The organism is Rathayibacter sp. AY1E6, from assembly GCF_002931115.1.
In the GTDB taxonomy this organism is placed as follows: domain Bacteria; phylum Actinomycetota; class Actinomycetes; order Actinomycetales; family Microbacteriaceae; genus Rathayibacter.
This window is the reverse complement of record NZ_PSVK01000026.1, coordinates 22,786-40,932: the sequence shown is the minus strand read 5'-3', so window position 1 is coordinate 40,932 and position 18,147 is coordinate 22,786. Positions and strand designations below refer to the sequence as shown.

The window sequence follows — 18,147 nt, the reverse complement described above, 5'->3', positions numbered from 1 at the left end:
GGAGTAGGCGGGCGCCGAGGGGTACGCGGGCGGCCGCGTCGCAGCCGTCGGTGCCGCTCACCGACTCCGCACCGCCGGCCTACGGGTCGCCGCCGCCGCCCGCGTACCCCTCGGCGCCCGCCTACTCCTCCGCGCCCGGCCACCCCGCCGCCTACGCGGCCGCTCCGGCGCCCGTCGTCCCCCGCACGCTGAGCCTCGTCGGGATGATCCTCGGCATCGTCGGCCTGGTCATCACGCTCTTCGCCGCCGGTTTCGGCTTCCTGCTGTCGGCTCCGGCCGTCGTGCTCGGCTTCCTCGGACGCCGGCGCGAGCCGGCCGCGCGCGGCTTCGCGCTGACCGCGATCATCACCGGGTTCGCCGGCATCGCCGTCTCGCTGATCTACCTGGCGGTCTTCCTCGTCTTCGTCGTGGTCGCCCTCGCCGCCGGCACCTCCGGCTACTGAGCCGGCGCGGGCCGCTCGACGCGCTCCGCGAGCAGCGCGCGGTGGCGCCCGGCGATCCGCGTCAGGATCAGCACCGCGCTGCCGGTGCCGGAGAGGCCCAGCCGCTTGCGGAAGCGGGCGGGGTCGACGTCCACCCCGCGCTTCTTGATCTCGAGCACGCCGATGCCGCGGGTGCGCAGCTCTTTCGCCAGCGTGCGCTCGTCCAGCGGCAGCTCGGCGAGGACTCGGAAGCTGCGGAGGAAGGGCGAGGCGGCCGCATGGTCGCCGGTCAGGTAGGCGATGCCGGGCGAGAGCATCCGCGAGTCGCTGGAGCGCGCGAGCTCGCCCAGGAGGCGCGCGCGGATCGCGGAACCGTCCGGCTCGTGCACGAACGCGCCGAGGGGGCCGACCTCCTCGTCCTCGCTGTCGCCCGCCGCGGTGAGCTCGGAGGAGCCGGCCGCGCCGAGCAGCAGAGCGGAGCGGCGCACGCCCGGGCGCGCCAGAGAACCGAACCAGATCCCGGTCTCGACCAGCTCCCCGTCGACCGAGACCCACTGCGCCTCGGCGTCCCGCGGCAGGCGCTCGCGGTCGAAGCCGGGACCCACCTTCACGCCCACGGGACGGTGCTCGGCCAGGCCGAACGCGAAGTCGAGGGAGGGGGAGTAGTCGTCCGGATCGTCGAGCCGGCGGGTCTCGCGGTGGCCGGCCGTGCGGCGTGCCGGGTCCAGGTAGACGGCGTCGAAGCCGTCGAGGTCGAAGCCCTCGCCCGTCGAGTGCACGGCGCTCGCCGCGGGGAACGGGGCGAGGTTGAAGCTGGCCAGGGTCGCGGTGACCTCGTCGGCCTCGACGGCGGTGACCGCCAGGTCGATCGCGGCCATCGCGAGGGCGTCGCCGCCGATCCCGCTGCCGAGGTCGGCGACGCGCGCCGCTCCCGCCGCAGCGAACCGGCCGGCGTGCAGGGCGGCGACGCGCAGCCGCGTCGCCTGCTCGAGTCCCGCGTCCGTGAAGAGCATCGAGCGGGCGAACTCGCCGAACTTCGCCTCCGCCTTCTGCCGGAGCCTCGCCTGGGTGAGCACCGCGGCGACGAGGACGGGGGAGTGGCCGGCGGCCCGGAGGCGTGCCACGGCCCGCACCAGGTCGTCGGACCGGTAGCCGTCGAGGGAGTCGAGGAGCCGGAGGCCCTCGGGGGAGAGGAGCTCGACCAGCTCGTCGCGTCGCATCCGGCCATGGTAGGCCACGGCCTCCCGGCGGGTCCGCCGCCCCGCTTGGCACTCTGATTGCACGAGTGCCAGCGGAGCCCCTACGATGGATCTAGCACTCTCGGAGCGTGTGTGCCAGAACCGCGTTCCGCCCACATCGTCGTCAAGAAAGAGGTCAACCGTGTCGGTGTCCATCAAGCCGCTCGAAGATCGCATCGTCATCAAGCAGGTCGAGGCGGAGCAGGTGACCGCTTCCGGTCTCGTCATCCCCGATACCGCCAAGGAGAAGCCGCAGGAGGGCGAGGTCGTCGCCGTCGGACCCGGTCGCATCGACGACAACGGCAACCGCGTGCCGCTCGACGTCGCCGTCGGCGACAAGGTGATCTACTCCAAGTACGGCGGAACCGAGGTCAAGTTCGGTGGCGAGGACCTGCTGGTCCTCTCCGCTCGCGACGTCCTCGCGGTCGTCGTCCGCTAGGCAGCATCCCTCGGAAGGGCCCGTCGACCTCGGTCGGCGGGCCCTTCCGTCGTTCCCGGTCCTCCTCGCGACCAGTGGCCTGATCCGCCCGCTGCGGGGCCGTCCTCCCACCCCGCGCCTGCGTAGCATCGGGGGAGTGACCAGCTCCCGCACCCCTGCCGAGGCCGTCTCGCCGTCCCCTTCGGACGTGCCCGTCGGCGAAGGAGTGGAGGCGCTCGGAGCGGCGGGACGCCCGGGCGGGATGTCCGGCACGGGGCTGCTGTTCGCGTTCTCGGCCTACCTGCTCTGGGGTGCGATGCCCCTCTACTTCATCGCGATGGCGCCGGCCTCGCCGTTCGAGATCGTCGCGTTCCGGGTGCTCTTCTCGCTCGTCTTCTGCGTGATCCTGCTCACGGTCCTCCGCGGCTGGCGCTCCTTCGGCGCGCTGCTGCGCCGCCCCCGCCTGCTCGGCGTGATGGCGATCGCGGGCGTGCTCATCTACGTCAACTGGCAGGTCTACGTGATCGCCACGACCACGGGCCACGTCATCGAGGCGGCCCTGGGCTACTTCATGAACCCGCTGGTCACGGTGCTGCTGGGCGTCCTGGTGCTGCGCGAGCGCCTCCGGCCCCTGCAGTGGGCCGCGATGGGCGTCAGCGCGGTCGCGGTGCTGGTCATCGCGGTGGGCTACGGATCCTTCCCGTGGATCTCGCTCGCCCTCGCCTTCTCGTTCGGCCTCTACGGCCTGGTGAAGAGCCGCGTCGGCGGCACGGTGGACGCGGTCGGCGGGCTGACGCTCGAGACGCTCTGGCTGACGCCGCTCGCCGTGGTGCAGCTGGCGGTCGTCGGCTCCACGGTGGGGCTGACCCTGACGACGGAGGGGACGGGGCACGCCCTCATCCTCGCCTCGGCCGGGATCGTCACGGCCGTCCCGCTGCTCCTGTTCGCGGGCGCCGCCCGGCGCCTCCCGCTGTCGATCGTCGGCTTCGTGCAGTACCTGACGCCGTTCCTGCAGTTCCTCGTCGGGGCCTTCGTCCTGCACGAGGAGATGCCGCTCGAGCGCTGGATCGGCTTCGCGCTGGTGTGGGCCGCCCTGGCGATCTTCTCAGGCGACCTCGTCGCCGCGGAGCGCAGACGGCGCCGATCCTCCGTCTGATCTGCGGAACGCGTCGTCCTGGCGCGGCGCGACAGCGGAATGGTAACGATCCGGTCGCGAAACGTATTGGTAACACCCCTGTATTGTTCACGGCTGCTTCGAAGGTTAGGTTGGCCGAGCGGTTGCCACCGGCGCCGCTCCCACTGACACACACCTCTCAAGGAGCAACATGGGCGTTTACGCGAAGGCCGGCTCGGCCCGCGCGCGGTCCCTCCGGGCAACCCTCGGCGGCGTCGCCATTCTGGGCGCCAGCGCTCTCGTCCTCGCCGGCTGCGCCGGCGGCGGCGACAGCGGATCGAGCGGCGACAGCGGCTCGGGCGACCTGTCCCTCAAGATCGGCACGATCCTCCCGCAGACCGGCACCCTCGCCGTCCTCGGCCCGCCCGAGATCGCGGGCGTCGACCAGGCGGTCGTCGACATCAACGACGCCAAGGCCGGCATCACGATCGACGTGGAGCAGAAGGACTCGGGCGACACCACGACCGACATCGCGACGCAGTCGGCCACGTCCCTCATCGCCGACAACGTCTCCGCCATCATCGGCGCGGCGTCCTCGGGCGTCTCGAAGACCTTCATCGACCAGGTGACCCAGGCGGGCGTCGTCCAGATCTCGCCGGCCAACACCTCGCCGGACTTCACGACCTACGACGACGACGGCTACTACTGGCGCACCGCTCCCTCGGACGTGCTCCAGGGCCGAATCCTCGGCAACAAGATCCTCGGCGACGGCAAGACCAACGTCTCGATCCTGTACATGAACGACGCGTACGGCACCGGCCTCGAGAAGAACATCAAGGAGACCCTCGAGGCGGGCGGAGCATCCGTCGCGGCCGAGGAGATCTTCGAGCCGGCCTCGACCGACTTCAACTCGGCGCTGACCTCGGTCCTCGCCCCGAACCCCGACGCGCTGGTCGTCATCTCGTTCGACGAGATCAAGACCATCGCGGAGCAGCTCTCGGCCAAGGGCTTCGACTTCTCGAAGCTCTACGGCACGGACGGCAACTACGGCGTCATCGGCGAGTCCGACACCAACGTCGACATCGCCGGCGCCCAGTTCACCAACCCGGGCGTCCAGGCGTCCGAGGACTTCCAGGGCAAGCTGCAGTCGCTCGTCGAGTCGCAGGGCAACGACGCGCTGACCGTGTTCAGCTACGCGCCGGAGTCGTACGACGCCACGGTCCTGACCGCTCTCGCCGCGCTCCAGGGCAAGGCGACGGACGGTGCGACCATCCGCGACAACCTCATGTCGGTCTCGGAGGGCGGCACCAAGTGCACGACCTTCGCCGACTGCGCGAATTTCATCGCCGACGGCGAGGACGTCGACTACGACGGCCTCTCCGGCCCGATCTCGTTCGACGAGAACGGCGACACCAGCGAGGCCTCGGTCTCGATCTACAAGTACGGCACGGGCAACACCACCTCCTTCGAGGAGACCGTCGAGGGTTCGCTGAACTGACGACGCGGTGACGCGGCTCCTGCCGCATCCCTGAGGGGCTCGGTCTTCGGACCGGGCCCCTCCGCCGTTCCCGGAGCGGAGAGCAGGAGACGCGCCGGTCGTGCGGACGCAGCGAGGCGCGGCGGTCGTCCGGGAGGGTGGCCGCTGTCGGGTGCGGGCGGACGGCTCCGCGGCGTCCAGGGCCCGGCGTGGCGTCGAGGAGTCACCCGGGAGGAGGAGCGGCTCTGACGGCCTGTACGCGCCTCCGAGCGCCTCTCCCGGCCTCGAGGGGGCGCCCTGCCGAACCGCGGGCGGGAGCGACGACGTCGAGCGGGAACGCAGAAGCGCGCGCCCTCCAGTGGGAGGACGCGCGCTCGTGGAGTGCGGAGGGCCTAGGAGGCGCGGAGCAGCTCCGCCTCCTGCGCCAGGCGGTACGTGACGAAGGAACGGCTGTAGTTGCGGCGCTTGCCGCCGGTGGTCTCGGCGATGACGACCTGGGCGTAGACGCCGACGACGCGCCAGCGCTCGTAGTCGCCGATCGCACCGGTGCCGAAGCCGGCTCCGAGTTCCACAGGGGCGGGGGTGTATCTCTTCATGGTCGGCTCCTTCGAGGCGGACGACGCGGCGCTCGAGGCGCTGCGGGGAGGGGAGGAGATCGGCGGCCGATCGCGGTCCCTACCGGGGGAGAGGGGAGCGGGACGTCCCCCTGCAGGGCTGTCCCGTGTACCCAAAACTACGGCAGGCAGGGCGATATCCTGTCCCCCTCGTGGGTGTCGCTGGTGCGGAGAGACTCTCGCTGTCCTGCCCTCGTCCCGCGGACAGGAGACCGAGGGTCCGGCCCGCCGTTCCGCCGACTTCCCGGGGGTTCGGCGGGCATCGCGGAGAGACCGGTGAAGGCCTGTCCGCGCCGGGAGAGCGGCCCCCCGCCTCCCTTCTGCGGCACCCCTTGCCGGCGCGTGAACGGGCACTGCGACAGCTTTCCCGCCCTGCTCCGAGTGGTCTCCGAGCGGCACGGCGCCCTGGGCGAGCGGCCCCGCCTCCGCCCCGGAGCCGCACCGGCCCCTCGGCCCCGCTCGCGCCCGCTCCGCGCCCCGGCAACGACGAAGGGCCCGCCGTCCGGAGACGACGGGCCCTTCGCAGCGGGGGTCAGCCGCCGACGGTCGGGGTGCTCGTGGTGACCTCGTTGGTCGTCGCGAGCGTGCCCAGGTAGAGCTCGATGACCTTCGGATCGTTCATCAGCTCCCGGCCCGCGCCCTCGTAGGCGTCGCGGCCCTGGTCGAGGACGTAGCCGCGGTCGCAGATCTGCAGCGCCCGCCGCGCGTTCTGCTCGACGATCATGATCGAGACGCCCGCGCGGTTGATCCGCTGCACGTTGACGAAGGTCTCGTCCTGCCGCATCGGGGACAGGCCGGCGCTGGGCTCGTCGAGCAGCAGCATCGACGGGTCCATCATCAGAGCCCGCGACATCGCCACCATCTGGCGCTCACCGCCCGAGAGCGACCCCGAGCGCTGCTTGAGCCGCTTGCTGAGCTCCGGGAAGAGCTCGGTGACGAACTCGAGCCGCTCCTTGTACAGCTTCGGCTTCTGGTACATGCCCATCTCGAGGTTCTCCTCGATGGTGAGCGACGGGAAGACGTTGTTGTTCTGCGGCACGAAGCCCACGCCCTTGGACACCAGCTTGTCGGCCTTGAGGCCGGTGATGTCCTCGCCGTTCAGCAGGACGGTGCCCTGGCGGATGTTGACCAGGCCGAACATCGCCTTCAGCAGCGTCGACTTGCCGGCGCCGTTCGGGCCGATGATCCCGACGAGCTCGCCGCGCTTCACGTAGACGTTCGAGCCGTTGAGGATGTTGACCCCCGGCACGTAGCCCGCGTGCAGATCGTGCGTCTCGAGGGTGTTCGGAGTCGTCGTGTCGGCGGTCATCTCTCGTCCTTCTCGAATTCGACGGCCGGGGCGTCGGTCGTCGGGGCGACGCTCGTCGGCGCGGAGGCCGACGGGGACGCCGTTCCGGCGGCCGGAGCGTCGTGGCCGGGCGTCGGGACGCCGGCCTGCTCCGCCTGCCGCTCCACGTCCTCGCGGACGAGGTCGGAGTCCATCTCCTCGGCGATCTCGAGCTGGCCCTCGATCGTGCCCAGGTCGGTGTCGTGGTGCGCGCCCAGGTACGCGTCGATGACGGCCGGGTCGTTCATCACGGTCGAGGGCGGGCCCTCGGCGACGACCTTGCCCTCGGCCATCACGATCACCCAGTCGGCGATCGTGTTGACCATGTGCATGTCGTGCTCGACGAAGAGCACGGTCATGCCCTCGTCCTTCAGGTTCACGATGTGACCCAGGAGCGACTGCGTCAGCGCCGGGTTCACCCCGGCCATCGGCTCGTCGAGCATGACGAGCTCGGGCTCCGACATCAGCGCCCGCGCCATCTCGAGCAGCTTCTTCTGGCCGCCCGACAGGCTCGACGCGTAGTCGTCCCGCTTGGTGTCCAGCTTGAACTTCTCGAGCAGGCGGATCGCGCGCTGCTCGATCGAGTCCTCCTCCTTCGACCACAGCGGGCGGATGAGCGAGGTGAAGATGTTCTCGCCCTTCTGCCCCTTCGCGCCGAGCAGCATGTTCTCGAGCACCGTCATGCCGCCGAGCGCCTTGGTGAGCTGGAACGTGCGCACCATGCCCATCCGCGACACCCGGTAGGCCGGGACGTTGGCGAGGTTCTTGCCCTTGAAGTTCCACTTGCCGGTGTTGGGCTTGTCGAAGCCCGTCAGCAGGTTGAAGAACGTGGTCTTTCCGGCCCCGTTCGGGCCGATCAGGGCGGTGATGGATCCGCGGGGGATCTCGAGGTGCTCGACGTCGACCGCGGTCAGGCCGCCGAAGCGGCGGCTGACGTTGTCGGCGACGACGATGGGGTCCTTCTTCCTGACCCCGGGGACGATTGCTTCCTCGGTGATGTCCGAGACCGGCGTCTTAGGCAAAGTGCAGATCCTTCTTCTTGCCGAAGATCCCCTGGGGTCTGAAGATCACCAGGAGCATGAGGGCTACCCCCACCACGATGAACCGGATGGGTCCGGTCTGCACGGTGGTGAGGCGGATGAGGTCGTTGTTGAGGACCCCGGTGTCGATCCCGAGCGTGAGCAGTCCGTCGGTCAGACCGAGGACGACCCAGAAGATGATCGAGCCGACGACGGGTCCGAAGACCGTCGCGGCGCCGCCCAGCAGCATGATCGTGTAGAGGAAGAACGTGAGCTGGGTGCCGTAGTTGTCGGGCTGGAGCGAGCGGGGGAGGATGAACAGCGCTCCTGCGAGGCCTCCGAGCACGCCGCCCAGGATGAGCGCCTGGATCTTGTACGAGAAGACGTTCTTGCCGAGCGAGCGCACGGCGTCCTCGTCCTCGCGGATGCCCTTGATGACGCGGCCCCAGGGGCTGCGCATCAGGAGGAACACCAGGAGGCAGGCCAGGAGCACGAGGCCCCAGCCGACGATCCGCACCCACCACTGGTCCTGGCTGTAGGTGAGGACGCCGATGCCCCAGCGGCCCTCGGGGAGCGGGTTGAGGTCGTTGAACGCCTTCGCCGCGCCGTTGATGCCCTCCGAGCCGCCGGTGATCGCCGAGAACTCGGGGGTCTTGACCGAGAGCCGGATGATCTCCGCCGCCGCGATCGTGACGATCGAGAGGTAGTCGGCCCGCAGCCGCAGCGTCGGGATGCCCAGGATGAGCGCGAAGACGGTCGCCGCGACGATCGTCGCGAGGAAGGAGCCCCAGACGGGCCATTCGAACTTGACCGAGGTGATGGCGAAGGCGTAGCCGCCCACTGCCATGAAGCCGGCCTGTCCGAAGTTGAGCAGCCCCGTGAATCCGAAGTGGATGACCAGGCCGATGGTCGCCAGCGCGTACGCGGCGACAGTGGGATCGACGATCTGCCCGATCGCCAGCCAGATGAAGTTGAGGTTCATGGTGTCCTAGCCGATCCGTTCCTTGCGGCCCAGGATTCCCTGCGGCCTGACCAGGAGGATGATGATCATGAGAACGAGCGGAGCCACGTACTTGAGGTTCTCCGGGATCCAGATCGTCGAGATGTTCATCATCAGTCCGATGATGAGCGAGCCGACCAGCGCGCCGTAGGCGGAGCCGAGTCCGCCGAGCGTGATCGCCGCGAAGATCAGCAGCAGGATCGACGCTCCCGTGTCCCAGCGCAGCGACTGGTAGTAGCCGATGTAGACGCCCGCCAGCGCGGCGAGAGCGCCCGACATCACCCAGACGACGCGGATGACGCGCTCGACGTTGATGCCCGAGGCGGAGGCGAGGGCCCGGTTGTCCGAGACCGCCCGCATCGCCTTGCCGATCTTCGTCTTCGTGAGGACGTAGGCCACGGCGACGATGCAGACGACGCCGACGACGGCGCCGACGATGTCGGTGAACTTCAGGCTGATCCCGAGCTCCGGCACCGTGAAGAACGGAGCGGTGCTGTTGGGGAGCGAGAGGCGGTCGGCTCCGAAGAAGAAGACGAACACGTAGCGCAGGGCCAGCGAGAGGCCGATCGTCACGATCATTAGCGGGATGAGCTGGATGCCCTTCTTCCGCAGCGGCTTCCAGAGCAGTCCGTCCTGGACGAAGCCGAAGGCCCCGCCGAGGATCACCGCGATCGGGATGGCCAGCAGCGCCGGGAGTCCGAAGACCCCGGAGAAGAGGTATGCCATCAGCGCGCCGAAGGTGACCAGCTCGCCGTGGGCGAAGTTGTTCAGGCCGGTCACGCCGTAGATCAGCGAGGCGCCGATCGCCGCGAGGGCGATCAGGAGCCCGAAGATCAGGCCGGTGACGACCTTCGGCCAGAAGATGATCCAGAACGTGTCGGCCGACACCGGCTGGTTCACCGCATTGGACGTGCCGTCGGGGTTCGTCGCGTCGTTGCCGGTCGTGCCCTCGGTCGCGGGGCTCGTCGGAGCCGCGGAGTCCGTCGGGACCGGGACGGTCGCTCCGGAGCCCTTCGGGTTGGCCGTCGAGACGATGAAGTTGACGATCTGGTTCTGCGAGGCGACGATCTTCACCTGCTTCGGGTTCTGACCCGCGGCGGGGTAGCCCTTGTCGGCGGGCAGGGACTCCTCGTCGACGGTCACCGTGTAGGTGCCCGCGGCGTCGAGGGGGAACGTGGCCCGGCCGTCCTCGCCGGTGGTCACGGTCGCGGAGGCGTCGCCGCCGATCTCGACGGTCACCCCCGTCAGGTTCTCGTTCGTCCCCTGCACGCGGACCCAGGCGATGATCGACTGGTCGGCGGTGGTGGCGGCGAGTGCGGCGGGGGCCGCCGCGGCGATCCCGGTGAGGGTCGCGGCGAGCAGACCCAGGGCCAGGAGCCGGTCTCGGAGCCTCGGGCGTCTCCTATCCACGGGGCGCCTCCCGGTCCGTCGGATGCAGGGTCGTCGAGCGCTGGCGGCGCATCGAACGGCTGGCTGTGAGCAAGACGTCTACCTCTCGTCAGGGTGCACAGACGGATGGGGTCTCCGGGCACGCCCGAATCGCCGTCGTCAAACAACGTTGGTTGACCATACGTTCCGCATGTGTCGGCGGTGTTTCACCGTCCGCACTTACGCGTGACGACATTATGAGGGAGAGGAGAGCGCTCCAGCGCCCATCCGCGGCCCGGCGGCCGCGCCGTCGAGGAATACCGCGGTCCTCACGGCGCTTAAGATCGAACAACCGTGGCGCTCGTGAGCGGACTCCTCCCGTCCTCTCCGGGCTCCCGCACTCGACCTGCTAAGGGGCATTGATGGACCAGCCGGATCCCTTCGGATTCCTCGGACTCACCTACGACGACGTCATGCTCCTCCCGGGGCACACCGACGTCATCCCGAGCGAGGCCGACACGGCCTCCCGTCTCACCAAGCGCATCAGCGTGGCGACCCCGTTGCTCTCCGCGGCGATGGACACCGTCACCGAGGCGCGCATGGCGATCGCGATGGCCCGCCAGGGCGGCCTCGGCGTCCTGCACCGCAACCTCTCGATCGCCGACCAGGCCGACCAGGTCGACCGGGTGAAGCGGAGCGAGTCGGGCATGGTCTCGAACCCCGTCACCACCACCCCGGACGCCACCGTCGCCCAGGTCGACGACCTCTGCGGCCAGTACCGGATCAGCGGCCTCCCCGTCGTCGACTCCACCGGCGTGCTCGTGGGCATCATCACCAACCGCGACATGCGCTTCGTCTCGCCGTTCGAGAAGGCGACCACGCTCGTCCGCGACGTGATGACCAGCACCGGCCTGATCACGGGCCGCGTCGGCATCCCCGACAGCGAGGTCATCGCCCTCTTCGCGCAGCACAAGATCGAGAAGCTGCCGCTCGTCGACGCGCAGGGCAAGCTCGCCGGCCTCATCACGGTCAAGGACTTCGACAAGTCGGAGCAGTACCCCAACGCCACGAAGGACGACGAGGGCCGCCTCCGGGTCGGCGCCGCGATCGGCTTCTTCGGCGACGCCTGGCAGCGCGCCACCGCCCTGCTCGACGCGGGCGTCGACGTGATCGTCGTCGACACCGCCAACGGCGACTCCGCCGGCGTGCTCGACATCATCCGCCGCCTGAAGTCCGACTCCGCGTTCGCCGGCGTCGACGTCATCGGCGGCAACGTCGCGACCCGCTCCGGGGCGCAGGCCCTCGTCGACGCGGGCGCCGACGCCATCAAGGTCGGCGTCGGCCCCGGCTCGATCTGCACCACCCGCGTCGTCGCCGGCGTCGGAGTCCCGCAGGTCACCGCGGTCTACGAGGCGTCCCTCGCCGCGCGCGAGTCCGGCGTGCCGGTGATCGCCGACGGCGGCCTCCAGTACTCCGGCGACATCGCCAAGGCGCTCGTCGCCGGCGCCGACACCGTGATGCTCGGCTCGCTCCTCGCGGGCTGCGAGGAGAGCCCCGGCGACCTCGTGTTCCAGAACGGCAAGCAGTTCAAGACCTACCGCGGGATGGGCTCCCTCGGCGCCCTGCAGACCCGCGGCGAGCGGACCTCCTACTCGAAGGACCGCTACTTCCAGTCCGACGTGCCCACCGACGACAAGCTGATCGCCGAGGGCATCGAGGGCCAGGTGCCCTATCGCGGCCCGCTCGCGAACGTGGCGTACCAGCTCGCCGGCGGGCTCCGTCAGTCGATGTTCTACGTCGGAGCGCGCACCATCCCCGAGCTGAAGGAGCGCGGGAAGTTCGTGCGCATCACGGCGGCCGGGCTGAAGGAGTCGCACCCGCACGATGTGCAGATGGTGGTGGAGGCGCCGAACTACCGGCGCTGAGGGGGGCTGGTGGGGCCGGCGGCGGATCGGGATCGCGGCCCCTCTGCCCGATGGGCCTGCGGCCCATACGCCCACCACGCCGGAGGGGCCGCGATCCCGATCCGCCGCCTCCCTCCGGGAGACGAGCACCGATTCTCGGCTGAGGGGCGGGGGACGCAGCGCGAGCGGCGCGGGGCGCCGCCGCGACTGCGGGGGGAGGCTTCCGCCTGTGCCGTCGCGGGGGAGTGGTCGTGCACCGCGCGCGAGCGCGACGGAGTGGGGACGGGCTTCCCGCGTTGCAGCGAATCGTGGTGGCGGCCGCGCAGGCTTCACCTGCTGGTGGTGTGCACCCGCTCGCGTCGATCGCGGCCCAGTGAGGAGCCCGGTAGGAGCGGTAGCAGGCGATCCGCTCTCCAGCGGATTGTCGTAGCGCGGACGCGACCCGCTCTTCGGAACGCGACCATCCGCTGGGGCCGACCGCGGGCGAGCAGCGAGCGGGCGGTCGTGAGCCAGGGGTGACACTGCTCAGCGGTAACCGGCGATCCGCGTGCGAGCGGATCGGCGTAGCGCGGACGCAGGACGCTCTGCGGAACGCGACCGCCCGCTCGGGCCGACCGCGGGCGGGCGGCGAGCGGAGCGAGGAGCGAGCCACGGCTGACACCGCACAGCGGTAACCGGCGATCCGCGTGCGAGCGGATCGGCGTAGCGCGGACGCGGGACGCTCCGCGGACCGCGACCATCCGCTCGGGCCGACCGCGGGCGAGCGGCGAGCGGCAAGCGGAGCGAGGAGCGAGCCACAGCTGACACCGCTCAGCGGTAACCGGCGATCCGCGTTCCAGCGGATCGGCGTAGCGCGGACGCAGGACGCTCTGCGGAACGCGACCGCCCGCTCGGGCCGACGGCGGGCGAGCGACGAGCGGAGCGAGGAGCGAGCCACAGTAAACTCAGCGTCATGGAGATCGAGATCGGGCGCGCCAAGCGCGCCCGCCGCGCGTACGCCTTCGACGACATCGCCGTCGTCCCGAGCCGCCGGACGCGCGACCCCGAGGTCGTGTCGGTGAAGTGGTCGATCGACGCGTACCAGTTCGCGACGCCGATCCTCGCCGCGCCGATGGACTCGGTGGTGTCGCCGGCGACGGCGATCCGGCTCGGGCATCTCGGGGCGCTGGGCGTCCTCGACCTCGAGGGTCTGTGGACGCGGTACGAGGACCCGGAGCCGCTGCTCGAGGAGATCCGCCGGCTTCCGGCCGAGACCGCGACGCAGCGGATGCAGGAGATCTACTCCGCTCCGATCCGCCCCGAGCTGGTGACCGCGCGCCTGGCCGAGATCCGCGCCGCGGGCGTGACCGTCGCCGGGGCCCTGTCGCCCCAGCGGACCGCGGAGCTGTACCAGACCGTCGTCGACGCCGGGGTCGACGTGTTCGTAATCCGCGGCACGACCGTCTCGGCCGAGCACGTCTCGCGCGATACCGAGCCGCTGAACCTCAAGAAGTTCATCTACGAGCTCGACGTGCCCGTCATCGTCGGCGGCGCCTCCACCTACACCGCGGCCCTGCACCTCATGCGCACGGGCGCCGCGGGCGTCCTCGTCGGGTTCGGCGGCGGTGCCGCCTCCACCACCCGCACGACGCTCGGCATCCAGGCTCCGATGGCGACCGCGGTCGCCGATGTCGCCGGCGCTCGCCGCGACTACCTCGACGAGTCGGGCGGACGCTACGTGCACGTCATCGCGGACGGCGGCCTCGGCACCTCCGGCGACATCGTGAAGGCCGTGGCGGTGGGCGCGGACGCCGTGATGCTCGGCTCGGCGCTGGCCCGCGCGACCGACGCTCCCGGCGGGGGCTGGCACTGGGGCGCGGAGGCGCACCACCCGCAGCTGCCGCGCGGCCGCCGCGTCGAGGTCGGCACCGTCGGCACCCTCGAGCAGGTCCTCTACGGCCCAGCCACCGGCGCCGACGGCACGGCGAACCTCATCGGCGCCCTGCGCCGCTCGATGGCGACGACCGGCTACTCCGACCTCAAGGAGTTCCAGCGGGTCGAGGTCGTCGTCGCGCCGTACCAGCCGAGCTGACGCTCACCGACCGAGGGATCCCCGGACCGTCGAGGCCGCCAGGAACAGCGGGCGCCCTCGACGGCCGGAGGGTCCCTCGGCGCGGCGGACGCCGGCCCGGGCCGGCCGGACGATCAGGGGGCTGGCGTCGTAGGCCTCGCGCCAGCCCGGCGGACGACGCTGCGGACCCACGCGCGGATCCGGTCCTCCCGGCGCTTCTCGTCGAGAAGCACGTGCTCGGGCGAGCGGTCCCGGAGGACGCCGTGTCGGTCCAGGTCCACGACGGCCTGCGCCAGATCCGAGACGGCGAGTCCGTCGATAATTGCGGGTGGGGGCGGACGCGCGCTCCGCGACGCCGTACCACGTCCGGCTGCCCAGGTCCGTCGCCCCTCGACATGCAGGGTCTCCGCGAGCGGCTCGACCAGGGGGAGTCCCCGGACCGCCGCCGCCGACACGCGGAGGAAGAAGGGCGCGGTTCAGGTCGCGCCATGGCGTCGATCCGCTCCCGCTGCCGCTCGTCTACGGAGGCGTCCGCCCACTCTCCGGTCCGCGCGTGCATCCCGCGGCGCAGCCGCGCGGATTCCTCCGACCGGTCGCACGCCTCGTCTCTGCAGATCCCCACTGCACGCATCCGCCCACCTTCCCCTCCCGCCCTCCGCCCGCTCCCCGCACTGCTCCTCCTGTGGAGACTCCCCCCACCACCTGTGGGCAGCGAGGGAACGCAGGACCGCCGAGCCGGCCGGGAACCGCGGGATCCCTCGACGGGTCGGGGTTCCCTCGGCAGGAGGGCTCCGCACGCGCCTAAGCTGGAAGTCCCGAGTGGGAGCGCCGCACGGCGCGGAGGGAGCACGCATGGTCGAGGTCCGCAGGGTCAAACTGCCCGGTGTCGGCGTTCTGCACACGTTCCTGACGGCCGACGGCGGCAAGGTCGGGGTCATCGCCCACCGCTCCGGCCACAGCGACCTGATCACGTTCGCCGAGGGCGACCAGGACGGCGCCAAGGTGTCCCTCCGCCTGAGCGACGACGAGGCGCACACCCTCGCCGAGCTGCTCGGCGGCACGCAGATCACGGAGTCGCTGACCGCGCTCGACCAGATCCCGGGCCTCTCGATCGACTGGTTCACCGTCGACTACGACGACCACATCGCCGGACAGCAGCTCGGCAAGCCCGCCGACCGAGGGATCGTCGGGCTGACCGTCGTCGCCGTGGTCCGGGGCGACGCCGCCAACCCGGCGCCGGCCCCTGACTTCCGCGTCTTCCCCGGCGACACCCTCGTGGTCGCCGGCAGCCCCGAGAAGGTCGCCAAGGCGTTCGCGTTCTTCCGCACCGGCAGCTTCGCCAAGACGGTCGACGCCCCGCCCGGAGCCTGAGGATGCACCACGGCGAAGACCTCATCGTCCTCGGCGTCCTGTTCGTCGTCGCCTACGTCCTCGGCCGGCTGGGGAGGACGATCGGGCTCCCGGCCATCCCGATCTACATGGTCGTCGGGCTCCTCGCGAGCCCGAACTTCCACCTCTTCCCGCTCGACTTCGAGTCGAGCTACATCGAGCTGACCGCGGTCTTCGGGCTGATACTCCTGCTGTTCAACCTCGGCCTGGAGTTCGACCAGGACGAGTTCTTCGGGAACGCCGGCCGCCTGATCCTCTCCGGCGGCTCCTACATCGCGGTCAACATGGCCGTCGGCCTCGGCTTCGGCTTCGCGCTGGGCTGGGGGAGCCGCGAGGCGCTGATCATCGCCGGCATCACGGCGACGAGCTCGAGCGCGATCGTCACCAAGCTGCTGATCGAGCTCAAGCGCCTGGCGAACCCCGAGACGCCGATGATCCTGGGCGTCACGGTCGTCGAGGACATCTTCATCGCGGTCTACCTGGCGATCGTGTCCGTCGTGCTCTCGGGCGAGACGGAGCCGTGGCCGGTGGTGCTCAAGCTCGTCATCGCGTTCGCGTTCCTCGTGGTGATGTTCGCGATCGCCCGCTGGGGCGGGAAGGTCGTCTCCCGCTTCTTCCGCACCCGCGACGACGAGCTGTTCACGATCCTGTTCTTCGGTCTCGCCATCCTGTTCGGCGGCATCGGCGAGGTCCTCGGAGTGACGGACGCCATCGGCGCGTTCCTGATCGGACTGGTCATCGGAGCGACGCGGTTCCGGTCGAGGGTCGAGCACATCGCGATCCCGCTGCGCGACGTGTTCGGAGCCTTCTTCTTCGTCAACTTCGGTCTCGGACTGGATCCCGGCGCGTTCCCGAGCGTCGTGGTCCCGGTGCTGATCGCCGCGGTGATGACCATCGTCCTGAACCTCGGCGCGGGACAGTTCGTCGCGTGGCTCAACAAGCTCGGACCGCGCGCGGGCCTGAACGCGGCGTTCATCCTGCACAACCGCGGCGAGTTCGCGCTCATCCTGGCGACGCTCTCGCTCTCGGCGGGGCTCGACGAGCGGATCCAGCCCTTCGCCGGCCTCTACGTGCTGATCATGGCGATCGTCGGGCCGATCCTCGCCTCGCGCTCCGAGAGCATCGGCGCGTTCCTCTCGCGGCGGCGGCACCGCCCGGCACCCGCAGCGGCCACGGCCATGGACGAGGAGGACTTCGCGCTCGTGGAGGCGGCGATGGCCGCGCCCGCCGTCTCCGCGGAGGAGGTTCCCACTCCTCCGAGGCGCCCCGCGGAGCCGGACGAGCTCGACGACGAGTTCCCCGATCCGATGCGCCAGGCGCTCATCGACCAGGCGATGCAGCAGTCCGACGGCGCCGACGACGCCCGGCCCCGCCGCCCGAGGGAGCCCGACTACTGATCCCACGGAGCTCCCACACTCACGGGTTAGGCTCGATCCGGCCCGCGGGACACCGCACGGATCGAGGGCGGACGAGGGACGAATGACGCAGAGCACGGTCGGGCAGGTGGCCCGGCGCCCGCGCTGGATCGCCGCGCTGGCGCTCGCACTCCTGATCGCCGGGCTCTTCGCCGCGCTCGGGCAGTGGCAGGTCGGCCGCGCGGTCGAAGCCGCCGCGCCCGACTCCGGAGTGTCGGAGACGACGCTCCCGCTCGCCGAGGTCGCGACCCCCTCCCGTTCGATCACGGCGACCGCTGACGGACAGCGCGTGGAGGGCTCGTCCGTCTTCGTGCCGGGCGGTGCCGAGATCCTCGGCGGCCGCCTGAACGGCGAGCAGCCGGGCTGGTGGGTCATCGCCCGCACCCGCACCGCCGACGCCGACCTGGTGCTCGCCTACGGCTGGACGCAGGACGAGGCGCAGGCGCAGTCCGTCGCGGACGCGCTCAACAGCGGGAGCGAGCAGGCGCCCTCCTCCTTCACCGGCCGCCTCGTGGCCAACGAGGCGGCGGAGGCGCCGGCGGACGGCCTGGACCCCGCCACCCTCACCGCGCTCTCCGTCCCCGCGCTGATCAACCGCTGGCCGGACCCGCCGCAGGACGTCTACCAGGGCTACGTCGTCGTTGACGAGCCGGTCGCCGGACTCGGGGCCATCGACTCCCCGGCGCGCGTGAGCGACGTCTCGCTGAACTGGCTCAACGTCTTCTACGCGATCGAGTGGGTCGTCTTCGCCGGCTTCGCCCTCTACCTCTGGTTCCGCCTCGTCAAGGACGCGTGGGAGCGCGAGGCCGAGGAGGCGCTCGACGCCGAGGAGCGCGCCCGCGCCGACCTGGGCGACCGGGCCGAGGCCCCCGCCCCCGCACCGTAAACTGGTCGTCATGCCCCTCGAGCCCAAGCCCGCGCAGTTCCCTGCGATCCGGAGCGCGCTGCGCTTCTACCGGGTGACCTCGATCATCACCGGCGTGATGCTGCTCCTGCTCTGCGCGGAGATGCTCCTCAAGTACGTCTTCCACCTCGAGCTGTTCGCCTTCGGCCAGCAGGGCGTCCTGCACTTCGCCCCGATGTACGAGGTGCCCGGAGGCGAGTTCACGTCGAGCGGCACCGGCGCGAACCTGTCCACCGGCATCCTGATCGCGCACGGCTGGTTCTACGTCGTCTACCTCTTCGCCGACTTCCGCCTGTGGAGCCTCATGCGCTGGCCGTTCACGCGCTTCGTGCTCATCGCGCTCGGCGGCGTGGTGCCCACCCTCTCCTTCTTCGTCGAGACCCGCATCGCCCGCGAGGTCGAGCAGTACCTCGAGCGCCGGGCCGCCGGCACCGACCCGAAGACCCCGACCGACTCCGTGGAGGCCCCCCATTAGCGAGCAGCCCACC

15 protein-coding genes and 1 pseudogene are annotated in these 18,147 nt (G+C 70.8%); 10 read left to right on the top strand and 6 right to left on the bottom strand.

Annotation, left to right across the window (positions count from 1 at the left end):
* Positions 1-443, top strand: a pseudogene (locus C5C46_RS15250) (DUF4190 domain-containing protein); the annotation flags it as partial.
* Here C5C46_RS15250 and C5C46_RS15245 read toward each other — a convergent pair.
* Positions 437-1,642 carry an SAM-dependent methyltransferase gene (locus C5C46_RS15245; protein ID WP_104227309.1) on the bottom strand — a complete coding sequence of 402 codons (1,206 nt, stop codon included), beginning with the start codon at positions 1,640-1,642 and terminating at the stop codon, positions 437-439. The pseudogene C5C46_RS15250 and the gene C5C46_RS15245 overlap by 7 nt on opposite strands.
* Positions 1,643-1,802: 160 nt before the next feature.
* Between C5C46_RS15245 and groES the strand changes: the two genes are divergently transcribed.
* From groES to C5C46_RS15230, 3 genes are all read left to right on the top strand, one after another.
* Positions 1,803-2,099 (top strand): co-chaperone GroES, encoded by a 297-nt coding sequence (groES, locus tag C5C46_RS15240; protein WP_097167691.1) that lies wholly within the window; start codon positions 1,803-1,805, stop codon positions 2,097-2,099.
* Positions 2,100-2,340: 241 nt separating this feature from the next.
* Positions 2,341-3,234 (top strand): EamA family transporter RarD, encoded by an 894-nt coding sequence (gene rarD, locus C5C46_RS15235; protein ID WP_104224726.1) that lies wholly within the window; start codon positions 2,341-2,343, stop codon positions 3,232-3,234.
* Positions 3,235-3,403: 169 nt separating this feature from the next.
* Positions 3,404-4,690 (top strand): ABC transporter substrate-binding protein, encoded by a 1,287-nt coding sequence (locus tag C5C46_RS15230; RefSeq protein WP_104227308.1) that lies wholly within the window; start codon positions 3,404-3,406, stop codon positions 4,688-4,690.
* 371 nt (positions 4,691-5,061) lie between these two features.
* Here the strand turns inward: C5C46_RS15230 and C5C46_RS15225 are convergent, their stop codons facing one another.
* The 5 genes from C5C46_RS15225 to C5C46_RS15205 form a co-directional block, all read right to left on the bottom strand.
* On the bottom strand, positions 5,062-5,265 hold the full coding sequence (locus C5C46_RS15225) for a hypothetical protein (RefSeq protein ID WP_146076626.1): 204 nt from the start codon (positions 5,263-5,265) through the stop codon (positions 5,062-5,064).
* Between the two features lie 550 nt (positions 5,266-5,815).
* Positions 5,816-6,592, bottom strand: coding sequence for an ABC transporter ATP-binding protein (locus C5C46_RS15220; protein ID WP_104224729.1), 777 nt, complete (start codon positions 6,590-6,592; stop codon positions 5,816-5,818).
* The gene (locus tag C5C46_RS15215; protein ID WP_104224730.1) at positions 6,589-7,632 is read right to left on the bottom strand and encodes an ABC transporter ATP-binding protein; all 1,044 of its coding nucleotides are present in this window, start codon (positions 7,630-7,632) and stop codon (positions 6,589-6,591) included. Before C5C46_RS15215 ends, C5C46_RS15220 begins: the two co-directional genes overlap by 4 nt.
* On the bottom strand, positions 7,625-8,611 hold the full coding sequence (locus C5C46_RS15210) for a branched-chain amino acid ABC transporter permease (RefSeq protein ID WP_104224731.1): 987 nt from the start codon (positions 8,609-8,611) through the stop codon (positions 7,625-7,627). Before C5C46_RS15210 ends, C5C46_RS15215 begins: the two co-directional genes overlap by 8 nt.
* A 6-nt stretch (positions 8,612-8,617) precedes the next feature.
* Positions 8,618-10,039 carry a branched-chain amino acid ABC transporter permease gene (locus C5C46_RS15205; RefSeq protein WP_104224732.1) on the bottom strand — a complete coding sequence of 474 codons (1,422 nt, stop codon included), beginning with the start codon at positions 10,037-10,039 and terminating at the stop codon, positions 8,618-8,620.
* 380 nt (positions 10,040-10,419) lie between these two features.
* Between C5C46_RS15205 and guaB the strand changes: the two genes are divergently transcribed.
* From guaB to C5C46_RS15175, 6 genes are all read left to right on the top strand, one after another.
* Entirely contained in the window at positions 10,420-11,922 is a 1,503-nt protein-coding gene (gene guaB / locus C5C46_RS15200) for an IMP dehydrogenase (protein WP_104224733.1), read from the top strand.
* A 931-nt stretch (positions 11,923-12,853) separates the two neighbouring features.
* Complete coding sequence (locus tag C5C46_RS15195; RefSeq protein WP_104224734.1) at positions 12,854-13,972, top strand: GuaB3 family IMP dehydrogenase-related protein; 1,119 nt, start codon at positions 12,854-12,856, stop codon at positions 13,970-13,972.
* Between the two features lie 831 nt (positions 13,973-14,803).
* Positions 14,804-15,322 carry a cation:proton antiporter regulatory subunit gene (locus C5C46_RS15190; protein ID WP_068256939.1) on the top strand — a complete coding sequence of 173 codons (519 nt, stop codon included), beginning with the start codon at positions 14,804-14,806 and terminating at the stop codon, positions 15,320-15,322.
* A 2-nt stretch (positions 15,323-15,324) separates the two neighbouring features.
* Positions 15,325-16,737 (top strand): cation:proton antiporter, encoded by a 1,413-nt coding sequence (locus C5C46_RS15185; protein WP_104227307.1) that lies wholly within the window; start codon positions 15,325-15,327, stop codon positions 16,735-16,737.
* An 82-nt stretch (positions 16,738-16,819) separates the two neighbouring features.
* Positions 16,820-17,641 (top strand): SURF1 family cytochrome oxidase biogenesis protein, encoded by an 822-nt coding sequence (locus tag C5C46_RS15180; RefSeq protein WP_104227306.1) that lies wholly within the window; start codon positions 16,820-16,822, stop codon positions 17,639-17,641.
* Positions 17,642-17,651: 10 nt separating this feature from the next.
* Complete coding sequence (locus tag C5C46_RS15175; RefSeq protein WP_104227305.1) at positions 17,652-18,134, top strand: DUF3817 domain-containing protein; 483 nt, start codon at positions 17,652-17,654, stop codon at positions 18,132-18,134.
* Positions 18,135-18,147 lie beyond the last annotated feature (13 nt).